Raw genomic sequence first — 12,996 nt, 5'->3', positions numbered from 1 at the left:
GACCATCGCTTGCGATGGTGGGGCAGTTTGAATGCCGCAACAAATGATAAATACTTATTTCATATACGATTAGGATCAAACTGCTCCACCACCGGCTATGCCGGCGGTCCCCCTCTTCTTATCCAAGAAGAGGAGCCGAGAATGTCCATTTGCTATCACCGGAAGATCTTCAAATTTTCTTCGATGTGAACTTCACGAATTTATAAACCATTGAAAATGAAACATTAATATTCCCTTCAGAAACGACCAGTAGTTTGTTCACAAAATACCGGTAGTTTGTCGACAAAATATTAGTAGTTTGCGCGCAAACTACCGGTAGTTTGGAAAAGGGGGGTGTGGCGCCTTCAAATCCACAACTTTTGCTTTACGCTTCGCTTAGCGACCTTCGGTTCGGGGTGATCCATAAAGAGCCAGATACAAAAAAAGACAGCCACCCTTAAAGTAACTGTCTCTCTCCCACTGAGCCGAAAGCCGGACTCGAACCGGCGAGCGGTTCATTGCGAATGGACATCAATACATCATTCAGATGTTTCTCTATATACTCATCCATAGATTAACTGTTTCGAGTTATCAATATTCTTCCGTAAAATCGGGTTGCGGATAGCTTTGTCTTCCAATAAATCCACTTCCCGTCCGAGTAGGCGAGAGAGGGATTCTTTCAGTGAGAAGTAGTTATCAGCATACTCCATTAGGTCCACCTCCTCAAAATCTACCACCATATCAATATCACTCTTCTCATTGAACCGAGGGGTAAATACAGAGCCAAAAGCAAATAGCTTCTTTACCTTGTGTTGTTTACACAAAGCAACGATCACGGGTATATATTTACTTAAGTCCATAAATTTGGAATTCTGCTTTATGCAAATGTAAGAATAGTTTTTGACATGCAGATAAAGAGGCAGATACAAAAAAAGACAGCCACCCTCTAAGGTAACTGTCTCATACTGTCTGAGCCGAAAGCCGGACTCGAACCGGCGACCTATTCATTACGAATGAATTGCTCTACCAACTGAGCTATTTCGGCAAGCATATTGATAATCAGTGCAATATCGCTTATTTGCAGGTCTTTTAATCCTGTCGTTTTTTGTGTTTTTATGCTGTTTTTACTTCAATTTATACAGGTTGTGTAAACCAGTGTGTAAACCATGAGTACTACTGTAAATGCAATTTGTTACAAAGCTAAAGTATTGAAAAACAACGAACATCCTTTAATGATTCGTATCACTAAGGATAGAAAAAGGAAGTATTTGAGTTTAGGAATCTCTATAAATCCTAAACATTGGGATTTTGAAAAGAATCAACCTAAGCGAAATTGTCCAAACAGAGAACAGATCATTCAGATAATATCTGAACGAACAAAAGAGTATCAAGAGCAGATATTAGAGTTCAAAGCAACAAAGAAAGAGTTTACAGCGACAACTCTATTAGCGAAGGTAAACAATCCAGTAAAGGTAAAAACCGTAAAAGAATTATTCGATTCATACATTACAAGGTTGAAAGATGCAAATCGTTTACGTTATGCGCAAATGTATGAGTCAACGCTTACTTCTTTACTGGCGTACAATGGTCATTTGGATATTCTCTTTTCTGATATTGATGTGGCTTGGTTGAAAAAGTATGAAGCATGGCAGCATAAGCAAAGCTTTGCACTAAATACTATTGGAACACGATTCCGCCATTTGAGGGTGGTTTATAATTTAGCGATTGAAGAGAATATAGTCAAGCCTGATTACTATCCGTTCAAGAAGTTTAAGGTTTCTAAGCTAAACGAACAGACTGCAAAACGATCTATCACCAAAGAAGAAATTATAAGTATTCTCAATTATCAAGGAAAGTCATACTATGAATGTTTTGCAATAGATGTTTTTACTTTCGCTTATCTAACAGCAGGTATCAACTTTGCTGATATTGCAAGACTAACAACAGATCATATAACTGGTGATCGGTTGGTGTACAAGCGAAAGAAAACAAAGAAACTTATAAAAATTCCGTTACAACAACGTGCAATTGATTTGATAGCAAAGTATAAACAAGACGATTCTCCTTATCTCTTTCCAATTCTCTCTTCCTTTCATAAGACAGAACAACAGAAGGTGAACCGGGTACATAAAGTCTATGGTCATGTGAGTAAGCACCTGAAAGCAATCGGAGAAGAATTGAAGCTACCAATAAAGCTTACGACATACGTTAGCCGCCATTCGTTCGCCACGAATTTGAAACGCTCCGGTGTATCTACGTCTATAATTAGCGAATGTCTTGGGCATAGTTCAGAAAAGGTTACACAGATTTACTTGGATAGCTTTGAGAACTCCCAGATAGATGAAGCGATGAAAAACTTGCTATAAAAGAGAGAATCCTACCTGTAATAGGTGGGATTTTTTAGGTTAAATATCAGATTATTATTACATTTGAAGTCTAATCAAATAGCAAGTTATGTGTGAAATAGTCAAGCAAAACACCATCAAAAAAGCTCTTTTTGAAACATATAAGTACATAGAAAACAATAAACTTTCTATTTTATGCGAGTCTGATTTTGAACGCCATTTATCAAATATTATTGCTGACAATATCAAATGTGATAATTTGGATGTTCATACTCAAATTCCTTGGTATAATAATGATGCATCCCGGCATAGTGCAAGAGTTGATATTGTTATTTTGCAAAGGGATAAGTATGAAAAAAGTAATGTTAAGAATAAAGGATACAAAAATGACTCGGATGCAATAGCTATAGAAGTTAAATATTACAAAAGGTCAATAAACAAAAACCATAGTGGTATTGATAAAGATATTAAAACTTTAAATAATCTAATAGTATCAAGAAGGAATTTATGCTATTACATTATTTTACTCGAAAGCAATTCTTTATTTGAGAAATCGAAAGAATTTCTGCTAAAGAAAGTGGGTGGTTTCAATCCTAAAATAAGAATTTACTTATTATTCAAGGATAGTCCACCTAAATATTATGCATCTAAAAAATGGCTTAACCTGTAATGCTTAGAATCCAACCAGAGAGTTTAATTGTTTTGCTTAAACTATATCTTACAGAACAAATAGTGGACTATGTTGACATCATAACAAAAAAATAGACCGGGGCGCCTTGGTACTCCCCAGTCTATAATAAGTCACTATTCTTGAGTTGCTACTTCTATTGATTGTTCAGAATCAGGATGCGGCTCCAGCTCATAGGTATTTAAATCCAACTCTGTCTTATCAAAGATAGGTTTCTTCATTAGTTTCAACTTATCTTCTCCAATCGCAGAAATCAGACCAAACTTAAACACTGAACTCATTTCCTTTTCACCGTGCGAGACGATGTGCTGGGCAACAATATCAGCATCTAAACTATGAAAATCACAATCGGAAATAAAAGTGGATATATCCTTTAGTCGCTTAATCCGTTCGTTATAAATAGAAAAGAAAGTGAATTTCTCATATTTTCTTTGTACTATTTTATCCTTAATAATTCTATTAAGGGTAAACGGGTCTTTAAACTGCTGGCTTTCAAGAGCCTTCCGGGAGGCTTGTAATACCGCATTAAAACCCTTTTCTTCAGGGTTTATCTTACGGTTACGTTTCATGGATTCAACTCTTTTTACTCTCTTATTTTCGAGTGCGGCTATCTTCGCATTCGCTTCAGTTAACAACCTTTTGGCTTCAGCAAGCTCTTCTACAACTGTTCTAAATTCTTTCATTGTGAATAAAATTTAATAAAACAAATAAATTAATTCAGCTTTCAGTCGAATGATATAGTCAGTCGTGAATCATAAACTATGATCGTATTACATGAAAACTAAAATGTAACACTAATTGACTGACTGATCCCATTCATAAATAATGAAATATTTAGAATTTTGATGGGAGAACCTATTTAAAAAAATAAAGCAACGCTCCCATTGCTTTGCTTTAGCCTTAAGCAAATTACTCAATACGTTAAACATACGGTATCACTACCATATCCAAGGCATTTCACGCTTGAAATGCTTAAAGGGATTGCAAAATTAATACCGAAAAACAACATGTCCAAACATAAACGTATCCAATTTCCATGTTTTATAACAAGAAAATGTACAACCGAGGTGAATGCTACCACAAACACGTACATTCAGGTTGATTTTTAACCCCAAAACGACCAAACGAAGTGTTTGTTACCTGCCTGAAATTTTCTTAGGCGTTGATTTTGCAGTCTCCTCTTTTTTTCGTACCTTTGTATTACAAGATCGGGAAGAGTGCGCATGGCAAAAACTCTACAAAACAGCGCATTATTTGTTTCAAATCCTTCTCACTCCGAAAAATATCATTTAAAACATACCTCAAACTCACAGGTGTGAGTGTCGTAAAAAAGATGAGTTGAAAGGTTCATATTTTTTTACTTCTCATTTCCAGATTTTTTGATCCGGAAACAGGTAAAATGTCTAAGAAGAATATTTTTTCTATTTTTCTGGAGTCAAACCACATAGATTATAGCGCCAGATTTTTTGATCCGCAAATGGTTAAAACCTCTAAGAAGAAAAAATATCCAATTTTTCTGTCTGCACCCAAAACAAGTTTAGATTTCCATTCCAGAATTTTTGATCCGGAACACTCCGAAATCCTTATATAGAATAATTACTTCATTTTTCTGGAAGCCAACAAATAAGATTGAAATTGCTATAAACTAAAACAAAACGACTATGAGTTACACCACGATTGAGTGGACAGATCAAACATGGAATCCGGTAACAGGATGCACTAAGACATCCGATGGATGCAAAAATTGCTATGCGAAAGACATCGCAAATAAAAAGAGATTAGAAGGAGAAGAGAAGTACAAGTATGGTTTCGATATAGTAAAATGTCATCCTGAAACTTTGTCTCTCCCATATAAATGGAAGATGCCACAAAAGATATTTGTCAATTCAATGAGTGATCTTTTTCACAAAGATGTTCCATTTGACTTTATCAAGCAAGTATTTCAAGTAATGCACCATAATGAGCATCTTACTTTCCAAATTTTGACTAAACGCCCGGCGTGCCTACTTGAATTGAATCCACAACTAAAATGGACAGATAACATTTGGATGGGTGTTTCAGTCGAGAACGAAAAGGTAATAAACCGGATTGACTTACTAAGACAGACGGATGCGAAAGTGAAATTCTTATCAATAGAACCTTTACTCGGTTCGCTGAATAATCTGAATTTAATAGGTATTGATTGGGTAATTGTCGGTGGAGAGAAAGCGGAGAATGCACGACCAATGAAAGAAGAATGGGTTCTTGACATACAACAACAATGTAAAGATCAGAATGTGAAATTCTTCTTTAAACAATGGGGCGGTAAGTATGGAGACGGAGGAGACCTATTAAATGGTAAGAGGTATAAAGAAATACCGGAATATACTCCGTCCTTTTTCGGAATGCAGATATACTAAGAAGAAATGCAGATAACTGCTGTTACAGATTTTTTGATTCTGAAAGTATAAAAATGTCTATAAAGAAAAACTACTCAATTTTTCTGTAACAGCTAATTAGATCATAGATTCCGATTCCAGAATTTTTGATTCCGAAACATAGAAAACCTCTATAAAGAAAGAATAGTCAAATTTTCTGGAAACCAAGAACCAAGATCAAACGATTTATTAATTACAAAATTTTAAAACTATGACCCCGGAAATAATATATGCACCGGAAAAAACAAAGTATTTAGGCGATTTCATGAGTAAGCTACCCACTAAATGTTTACTTGATAAAGGGAGAACAGGATGTGGAGGTACAGAGCTTGCAATTAGATGTGAGAAAGATATGATTATTGTTATGCCATTTGTGAGCTTGATAAAGAACAAGCTATTTCAGCATAACGAGACAGAAACAAAGATTTTAGGGGTATATTCATCTTTCGGGTTAAGTAAGGATGATATACAGCCGGCAACAGATGAAGAGATAGTCGAATATGTAAAGACCCAAAGCAAGCGGAAGCTACTTGTTACCTATGACAGTCTTAGCCGACTTGTGAAACTGTTATTGGATAATGATATAGAAGTATTCCATACATTCGGGATTCTTGTCGATGAATGGCATTTACTGTTCAATCAATATGTGTTCAGAAATTGTGCGATAAAAAGAGTATTAAATACTGTCTCGGATTTTGAAGAGTACACGTATATGACAGCGACACCCATCGAAGAGGAGTTTCTCTTAGAGGAAATGAAAGATATTCCTGTCAAACAAGTTAAATGGGAAAACACAAAGGAGGTAACAGTTTATTCCAAACCAACAAATAGCCCGACAAAAACAGTATGCTATTTAATCGTGAATGCTTTGAATGGTAAAATATTGGGGAATTTGCATATATTCGTCAATAGCGTTGATTTCATAGCCAAGGTTATAAAAGATACGGGAATAAGACCAGAGCACGTAAGGGTGATATGTTCCAAGAATAACAATCCGGGGAAAGGGAAGAAAAAGAATCAGACCAAATTAGGGAATGATTACCCGATTGCTGAAACAACTGATCCTGTAAAAAAGATCAATTTTTATACATCCACCTGCTTTGAAGGATGTGATATTTACGACCCAGAGGGCAAAACCTATATTGTGAGTGATAAGAATAAATCACATACTTTGATGGATATATCGACCTTGTTTATTCAGATTTGTGGACGGATCAGAGATTCAGAATATAATACCCATGTAACTCATATCTATTCTGAAACAAGGTATAGCGGAAATGTAACCTTGGAAGAGTTTACGCAAAGTTCATATAAGGTATTAGCCGAAAGTGAAAGCTTAGTGGAAGAGGTTAATGCAATGAGTGAAACCAACCGAAAAAAAGTGATAAAGTCATTGCTAAAAGAGATGGATATTAAATACTTGTCTGTGATAGACGACAAACTGGTTATAGATAAAAACCTGATAAAAGTTGATATAATGAATTTCAAGATAACGAAACACCTCTACCAGCTCCGGTTAAGAGTGGAAACAGCTTATAGCCAAAGTGGGTTCAAGGTAAAGTCTTTATCACCACATATTTTTGAAACAGATAAAATCGCTGCAAATCCGAAAGCGAAAGTGTCATTTATGGATTTGTTTTTAGAATATGCAACTATTCGTGATTCTTTGGCAGGATTAATCTACTTTCCGAATGGTGAGGACAGGTTGAGTATTATAGAGAAAACAAAGCCAATGCTAAAAGAAGCTTATGAGTTGTTAGGTGTTGATCGGGTTAAATGTCTGAAATACCATGTTGGAAATATCCGTCGGGAATTGACAAGGCTTTCTGATACATCAATGGATAACAAGATCGTTAAATGTCTGAAAGAGGAAGGAATCGGTGAGGTGATGGATGTCCCCTCAAGTAAAATTAAGAAAACCTTGCAAGGGATATATAATTCTTTAGGTAAAAGATTAACAGCAAAGGCGACAGATATAGAAAATTGGTTTGATGCAGAGAAATTCACGTTGAAAATAGACGGCAAATCAACAGAATGTTACCATATCAAAAGGCGAAAGCTAATTTGATATTTCATAAAAGAGAGGTTTCCAGAAATGGGAGCCTCTTTTTTTATATGAGAGTTTGAGCCGGGTCTATAAAAAACATCCGTCTCAATCTCCTATTTAAAAATCAAGAATCAGTTTATATTTTACAGGTAATATCGACCTGTCTGCTTACTTCTGAATGGGATTTGAGCAAGCAATCCTATTACAAAAACCGACGGTAACTTCTTAGCCATGAAACTCCAAACTCATACTTTCTTTTAGCTGAATTATTTAAGGACAGAAAAATTGAACTACTTTTTTCTTTATAGGCATATATGTCATTTCCGAATCAAAAAAACTGTATCAGAAAAAACAGTAATAAAAATCACTTCTATGAAAAACACCCCCCTCCCCTGATAAATCAAAATCCAATTTAATACATAAAACTGGGGCGGAATACGCCCCAGTTGACTACATATCAAGTCCGCCTCCGGTAGTGGAATAAAAAAATGGATATTTTACTCGAATTTGCACAGGACAATAAGGGACGTTTTCAGAAAAAATCTGACCTCTCAGAAAAGCCTACTAAAGGTAATATAATAGCATCTTCCCAAATTAACAGGTAAAGAAGAAAAACTCTCTCTGTCTTTACTTGTTGAAATATCCTTTCCCTCTCCTTTATCTGAAATTATCAACTAAACAGAATACAAACAGTTTAATATCAATTTATTATGGAAAACATCTATTCAGTTAGCGAAGTAAAGCTAACATACAAGAACAAAGTAAAAGCAAGCGAACGTCCGCAAATATTCTGTTCACAGGATATTTACAAGCTACTTATAAACTCTGTATTTGATTCAGAAACGATCGAACACCATGAGAGTTTGAAACTGATTCTCTTAAACAGAGCAAATAAAGCTTTGGGATTCCATACCGTTTCAATCGGTGGTACAAATGAATGCAGTGCGGATATTAAGATCATCATGCAAGCTGCAATTTTGGGTAATGCAAGCGGATTAATTCTAAGTCATAACCACCCAAGCGGAAACTTGCAACCAAGCAACCAAGATGATCTATTGACACAAAAAGTTTCACAAGCGTGTAAGTTGATGAATATATCATTACTTGACCACATTATAGTAACGCCAGAGAGTTATTTCAGTTATGCAGATGAAGGGCGCATCTAAATTTTGACTTTATAGGGAAATGTTCTTCACTTATATAGAAAGTGGACGTTTCCCTATAAATCAGCACTTTACAGAGAAACCTAAAATTTGAATCTTTAATAACATTCACTTTTATGTATAATCAAATAAAACAGAAGATATTATGAGTTTGAAATATTCTAACACAACAGCGGATTTCCTTAATTGGGACGAAATGACAAACCTTGTCAGGCGATTAGCAAAGGACGGGGAGCATAACTTTTCGTTGCTTATTGCGATAGGCTCATTTTGGGGATTGAGAATTAGTGATATTCTCTCTCTTAGATGGAAACAAATTTTAAATACAGATGAATTTACCATACAAGAGAAGAAGACCGGTAAGAACAGAACAATCCGAATCAATACACAGCTAAAGCGACATATTTCGGAGTGTTACAAGAATATCAATCCGATCAGTATTAATTCTCCAATACTTGTGTCACAAAAAGGAACGGTTTTCAGTATCCAGAGGATCAATCAGAAGTTGAAAGAGATCAAGACTGATTACAAGGTTCAGATCAAAAATTTCTCTTGTCATTCGCTTAGAAAAACTTTCGGTAGACAGGTTTACAACCAAAATTCTGATAATGCAGAAATGGCACTTGTGAAGCTTATGGAACTGTTTAATCATAGTTCTGTGAGTATAACCAAGCGATATTTGGGATTGAGACAAGATGAGTTAATGGAAACTTACGATTGTCTCTCTTTCTGACGAACATAATCAAACGCTTTTTGTTATATTTGCATAATTCCAAATCTCACAGCGGTGAGAAGTGGAATGACATATTAGAAAAGCGTTTATTGGAATTATCCCTACTCATCAAATCTCGCAAATTTGTATATCGTACAGGGGTGATAGCAACAAACGCTCACGTCTATGTTATGTATCTATCTTATGATAGACTATATAATAATATGGCGTGGGCTACTGTTGCTTATCTGTACGATTTGGCTTTGCGAGAGCCTGATGAGTGGATAAGCTTAAATACAGTTCCCACGCTTTCTTTATATATAATCACCTCCCAAAGGGAACAGGAAGGTACAACGATAATTTCATGAGAGGAGCATTTTTACTATTAATCGTTTTGTTCAGCTTTAATTCAGCTTTATTCTCGCAAAACAAAGCACAGGAAACCATTTACTTGAAAAATGGGAGTGTTATCAAAGGTTCAGTTATTGAACAAGTCCCTAACCAATCTATCAAAGTCCAAACAGCAGACGGGAGCATTTTCGTTTACAAAATGGAAGAAGTGGAGAAAATCACAAAAGAAGAAGTCTTGGCAAGATATAAAACAAGAAATCCGAATTCTTACTTCTCTAAGAAATATGATATTACAGGTTATCGTGGGTTTATTGATGGAGGTTTTACAAAAAGTTCATTGGTCGACGGAATATTCGATATCTATGAATTGTCAACAAGTCATGGGTATCAATTCTCACCATATTTGTTTATAGGAGCAGGAGCAGGAACACAAATTTATAGAGCAGCAGGAGTGTCTAAGCATTATACAGAGCATACACACACCGCTATACCTGTATTCTTAGATATTAGAACTAACTTTATGAAAGGATCTATTGTCCCTTTTTTAGGGGTTAAAGCTGGTTATTCATTTCTGATTTCTAAAAATGAAACATACAGGGAAACCGGTTTTCATATTATACCTTCTCTCGGTGTTAAGTTTATGATATCAGCTAAATGTGCTGCAAATTTATCTCTTGGATATCTCTATCAAGTTGCAGAATTTCACTATCAAGATTCAAGTTACTCTGATGGCACTACAAATTGGGTCGGTGGAATTAATTGCAAACTTGGATTTGAGTTTTAAATGATTAATAGATTAGCGTATGAAAAAGATCATATTCGTGTCTTTATTCTCGGTGATAGTGTTATGTCTATTATCTTCATGTGATAAGGAAACACACTCACCTGAAAAAGAAATAGATGTCGCAGAATTCATAGTTGATACCATTAAGATCTCTATTGATGATGCGAAAATGATGCTGAGCAAGAGTGTTGGAAGTTACACATTATCTGGATCTTGTATTACTACTAAACATACAAAACCAGTTATATCCTCACAAGAAAAAGTTAATGAAACTATACACATTACATCTGATTCAGTTACAGTTTCAAGAACTAAGTTTAGTTATTTGGATATATTTCGTGTTGTTAAAATGAACAGCAACTATCATTGTTACTATATGATATGGTTGCATAAACAAGAAGGTCAAACATATATAAATGGAGTGAAATCCTATACAGAATCGTATTCTTCTCTTCTTGTATTAAAAGAAAATGAATTATATCAATTGTCACATGAATATATTCATTACATTGTTTCATACGATCCTGTCTCATACAAGACAGATAGAAGCTATAAGACATCTTTATACTCAAAATCTGATCCTTTATATCTGTTATCAGACTACGCAATAGACCCTGGGGAGTACCCGGAATGGTAAAGTCTTCACCTCTATTTGGTGAATTGAAAAACATGAGACAGCTTTTCGTGAGATTCAGGTTATATACCTTCTCCAAAAGCTGTCTCACTAAGATATTTGAGATAATTATAATAGTATTAATCTTACAACTTGTGTAAACTGACGTGTAAACCAAGAAAATAAAACACAAAAAAAAGACAGCCACCCCTAAAGTAACTGTCTCTTTCCCACTGAGCCGAAAGCCGGACTCGAACCGGCGACCTATTCATTACGAATGAATTGCTCTACCAACTGAGCTATTTCGGCGGGAATTATTTTTCGGGTGCAAAGATAAAACCTTATTTTACATCTGAAAGCAGATTGGCTAAAAAATCGTCTAATTCGGCATCCAAATCTTGTAATAAGGGATCATCCAAGCGAAATAAGTCATCGTCGATGAAGAGAAGTTCTTCAATAACGACAAAAGAATCATCGGTTAGGCTAACAGAAAGAGGTTTTATGAAACAGGGGTTTTCGAACAGGCCTTTGGTCGACAAAACAGTAAGCACGGCTTTCAATGTGACAGCTACATGTTTGTAGAAACTATCCGTATCATTGTCTTTCCGCTTTACCCAGTCGAAGATAACGATCTTATTCAATACGTTTTCACTATCATCGTAAATCTGCAACTCACCGGTTTCTTTCTCAACCTGTACATAGAGGTCGCTGATCAAGCTCCCTGCTCCGTTCCCGGTCAATCCTTCCATCGCAGAGACAAAGGTTGCTTCAATAATAGATTGTACCTTCGCTGTGTTTGTGTTCATAATAACTTTCCTGTTTTCTGCAAAAGTAGTAATAAATGGTCAAACGGGAGCACTATCACTCACCAAATTGAATATCTAATTTCTTATCCGACTGTATTCGCTGTTGTAACACGGCAGTGTATGCATGTAATAATTTTGTATGCATCGCTTCCTCTCCTTCTGTCTCTTTGAAAAGGTCCTTCGAGGTAACGGCCCAATGATGTGCTTTATCAAAGTGGCCTGTCATCTCTTCGCCCAACGCCATATTGGACGCCAGCTTCGCTTTTATTTTTTTATTGGAGCTTTTTGTGTAGAGTGTATGCCAGCTTTCCAATGCCTCCGTCCATTTCCCGGCAGCGGCATAAGCCGAAGCTTCTTTCCAGCGGGAACCGGCTCCGGTATAATACCAGCGTTTCTCTTCATCCCAATAGGGAACAAACGTCGGATAGAGTGTCGCACCGATATACGTACCTGCTGCCCGCAAGGCCACGTCGGGAGTAGGCAGAAAAACATCCAATAGTTCCTGATGAACAGCATATTCGCGGAACTCTAAGCTATCGTTCACCACCACCGAAGCCAAAGGAATGGTCCGGTCGGGAAGGTAAGTCCGCACAATACCGCCCACTTCCACTTTGATCTTTCCCTGAAACTCATCGTTCGAAACGGCATCGACATCTTTCCGCATATTAAACAGAAGGCGGTCGAAAGAGATAATCGCATCTGTCCCTGTCTCTTTACACAGCTCCCGGACTTTCTCCGCCGACATTTTCCCATCCGCGATAAACCGATCATCAGTCCGCGTAGGAAAATGATAGAGCAATACATCCTCGAAATAGTTGGCCTCAATGATCGCTTTTCCCAGCGTTTTGCAGGCATCCCATGCCGCACTGTCCGCATTGGCCCGGCAGGTATCTTGCTGTTTGCCTAAAAGATACAATTCATACCCCACATCCGGAGGCTGCGGTACAGTATTGTTCACAATCAGAATCCGGGCAACAGCTTCCGGATAAGTGATTTCCGCCGGATTATAGGTTTCGATATATAACTCTTTTATCGACTGACACCCGGTTAAAAGAATGACCAGAAATAAGACGGAAGCTATTCTTTTCATC

12 protein-coding genes and 2 tRNA genes are annotated in these 12,996 nt (G+C 36.4%); 8 read left to right on the top strand and 6 right to left on the bottom strand.

Features of this window, described 5'->3' with window-relative positions; all coding sequences use genetic code 11:
* Nucleotides 1-542: 542 nt before the first annotated feature.
* Both M2133_RS06815 and M2133_RS06810 read right to left on the bottom strand, forming a co-directional pair.
* The gene (locus M2133_RS06815; protein ID WP_277465277.1) at nucleotides 543-839 is read right to left on the bottom strand and encodes a nucleotidyltransferase domain-containing protein; all 297 of its coding nucleotides are present in this window, start codon (nucleotides 837-839) and stop codon (nucleotides 543-545) included.
* 112 nt (nucleotides 840-951) lie between these two features.
* A tRNA-Thr gene (locus tag M2133_RS06810) sits at nucleotides 952-1,024 on the bottom strand.
* A gap of 121 nt (nucleotides 1,025-1,145) precedes the next feature.
* On the opposite strand from M2133_RS06810, the gene M2133_RS06805 reads away from it, so the two are divergent.
* Both M2133_RS06805 and M2133_RS06800 read left to right on the top strand, forming a co-directional pair.
* Nucleotides 1,146-2,345 (top strand): site-specific integrase, encoded by a 1,200-nt coding sequence (locus M2133_RS06805; RefSeq protein ID WP_277465276.1) that lies wholly within the window; start codon nucleotides 1,146-1,148, stop codon nucleotides 2,343-2,345.
* A gap of 88 nt (nucleotides 2,346-2,433) precedes the next feature.
* A complete protein-coding gene (locus M2133_RS06800; RefSeq protein WP_277465275.1) occupies nucleotides 2,434-2,994 on the top strand; it encodes a hypothetical protein in 561 nt (186 codons plus the stop codon).
* 134 nt (nucleotides 2,995-3,128) lie between these two features.
* On the opposite strand, the gene M2133_RS06795 is transcribed toward M2133_RS06800, so the two are convergent.
* Nucleotides 3,129-3,695 (bottom strand): hypothetical protein, encoded by a 567-nt coding sequence (locus M2133_RS06795; RefSeq protein ID WP_277465274.1) that lies wholly within the window; start codon nucleotides 3,693-3,695, stop codon nucleotides 3,129-3,131.
* A 978-nt stretch (nucleotides 3,696-4,673) separates the two neighbouring features.
* Between M2133_RS06795 and M2133_RS06790 the strand changes: the two genes are divergently transcribed.
* The 6 genes from M2133_RS06790 to M2133_RS06765 all read left to right on the top strand — a co-directional run bounded on the left by M2133_RS06790 (nucleotide 4,674) and on the right by M2133_RS06765 (nucleotide 11,123).
* Nucleotides 4,674-5,411 (top strand): phage Gp37/Gp68 family protein, encoded by a 738-nt coding sequence (locus M2133_RS06790; RefSeq protein ID WP_277465273.1) that lies wholly within the window; start codon nucleotides 4,674-4,676, stop codon nucleotides 5,409-5,411.
* Nucleotides 5,412-5,640: 229 nt separating this feature from the next.
* Nucleotides 5,641-7,497, top strand: a complete 1,857-nt coding sequence (locus M2133_RS06785; RefSeq protein WP_277465272.1) for a hypothetical protein — start codon at nucleotides 5,641-5,643, stop codon at nucleotides 7,495-7,497.
* 689 nt (nucleotides 7,498-8,186) lie between these two features.
* A complete protein-coding gene (locus tag M2133_RS06780) occupies nucleotides 8,187-8,642 on the top strand; it encodes a JAB domain-containing protein (protein ID WP_277465271.1) in 456 nt (151 codons plus the stop codon).
* 142 nt (nucleotides 8,643-8,784) lie between these two features.
* Nucleotides 8,785-9,372, top strand: a complete 588-nt coding sequence (locus tag M2133_RS06775; protein ID WP_277465270.1) for a tyrosine-type recombinase/integrase — start codon at nucleotides 8,785-8,787, stop codon at nucleotides 9,370-9,372.
* 343 nt (nucleotides 9,373-9,715) lie between these two features.
* On the top strand, nucleotides 9,716-10,486 hold the full coding sequence (locus tag M2133_RS06770) for a hypothetical protein (RefSeq protein WP_277465269.1): 771 nt from the start codon (nucleotides 9,716-9,718) through the stop codon (nucleotides 10,484-10,486).
* 19 nt (nucleotides 10,487-10,505) lie between these two features.
* Nucleotides 10,506-11,123, top strand: coding sequence for a hypothetical protein (locus M2133_RS06765; protein WP_277465268.1), 618 nt, complete (start codon nucleotides 10,506-10,508; stop codon nucleotides 11,121-11,123).
* A 212-nt stretch (nucleotides 11,124-11,335) separates the two neighbouring features.
* Here M2133_RS06765 and M2133_RS06760 read toward each other — a convergent pair.
* From M2133_RS06760 to M2133_RS06750, 3 genes are all read right to left on the bottom strand, one after another.
* A tRNA-Thr gene (locus M2133_RS06760) sits at nucleotides 11,336-11,408 on the bottom strand.
* 32 nt (nucleotides 11,409-11,440) lie between these two features.
* Entirely contained in the window at nucleotides 11,441-11,905 is a 465-nt protein-coding gene (locus M2133_RS06755) for a hypothetical protein (RefSeq protein ID WP_277465267.1), read from the bottom strand.
* A gap of 55 nt (nucleotides 11,906-11,960) precedes the next feature.
* Complete coding sequence (locus M2133_RS06750; RefSeq protein WP_277465266.1) at nucleotides 11,961-12,995, bottom strand: DUF6340 family protein; 1,035 nt, start codon at nucleotides 12,993-12,995, stop codon at nucleotides 11,961-11,963.
* Nucleotide 12,996: the final 1 nt, after the last annotated feature.

This window comes from Parabacteroides sp. PF5-6 (assembly GCF_029504695.1).
Classification (GTDB): Bacteria; Bacteroidota; Bacteroidia; order Bacteroidales; family Tannerellaceae; genus QVMG01.
Note: the sequence above shows the minus strand (reverse complement) of the source record. Positions and strands in the feature narration are given on the sequence as shown.

Bases quoted from the DNA above. Each gene is read 5' to 3' on its own strand.
- M2133_RS06815 (WP_277465277.1), bottom strand. From the start codon at position 839: ATGGACTTAAGTAAATATATACCCGTGATCGTTGCTTTGTGTAAACAA.
- M2133_RS06805 (WP_277465276.1), top strand. From the start codon at position 1,146: ATGAGTACTACTGTAAATGCAATTTGTTACAAAGCTAAAGTATTGAAA.
- M2133_RS06800 (WP_277465275.1), top strand. From the start codon at position 2,434: ATGTGTGAAATAGTCAAGCAAAACACCATCAAAAAAGCTCTTTTTGAA.
- M2133_RS06795 (WP_277465274.1), bottom strand. From the start codon at position 3,695: ATGAAAGAATTTAGAACAGTTGTAGAAGAGCTTGCTGAAGCCAAAAGG.
- M2133_RS06790 (WP_277465273.1), top strand. From the start codon at position 4,674: ATGAGTTACACCACGATTGAGTGGACAGATCAAACATGGAATCCGGTA.
- M2133_RS06785 (WP_277465272.1), top strand. From the start codon at position 5,641: ATGACCCCGGAAATAATATATGCACCGGAAAAAACAAAGTATTTAGGC.
- M2133_RS06780 (WP_277465271.1), top strand. From the start codon at position 8,187: ATGGAAAACATCTATTCAGTTAGCGAAGTAAAGCTAACATACAAGAAC.
- M2133_RS06775 (WP_277465270.1), top strand. From the start codon at position 8,785: ATGAGTTTGAAATATTCTAACACAACAGCGGATTTCCTTAATTGGGAC.
- M2133_RS06770 (WP_277465269.1), top strand. From the start codon at position 9,716: ATGAGAGGAGCATTTTTACTATTAATCGTTTTGTTCAGCTTTAATTCA.
- M2133_RS06765 (WP_277465268.1), top strand. From the start codon at position 10,506: ATGAAAAAGATCATATTCGTGTCTTTATTCTCGGTGATAGTGTTATGT.
- M2133_RS06755 (WP_277465267.1), bottom strand. From the start codon at position 11,905: ATGAACACAAACACAGCGAAGGTACAATCTATTATTGAAGCAACCTTT.
- M2133_RS06750 (WP_277465266.1), bottom strand. From the start codon at position 12,995: ATGAAAAGAATAGCTTCCGTCTTATTTCTGGTCATTCTTTTAACCGGG.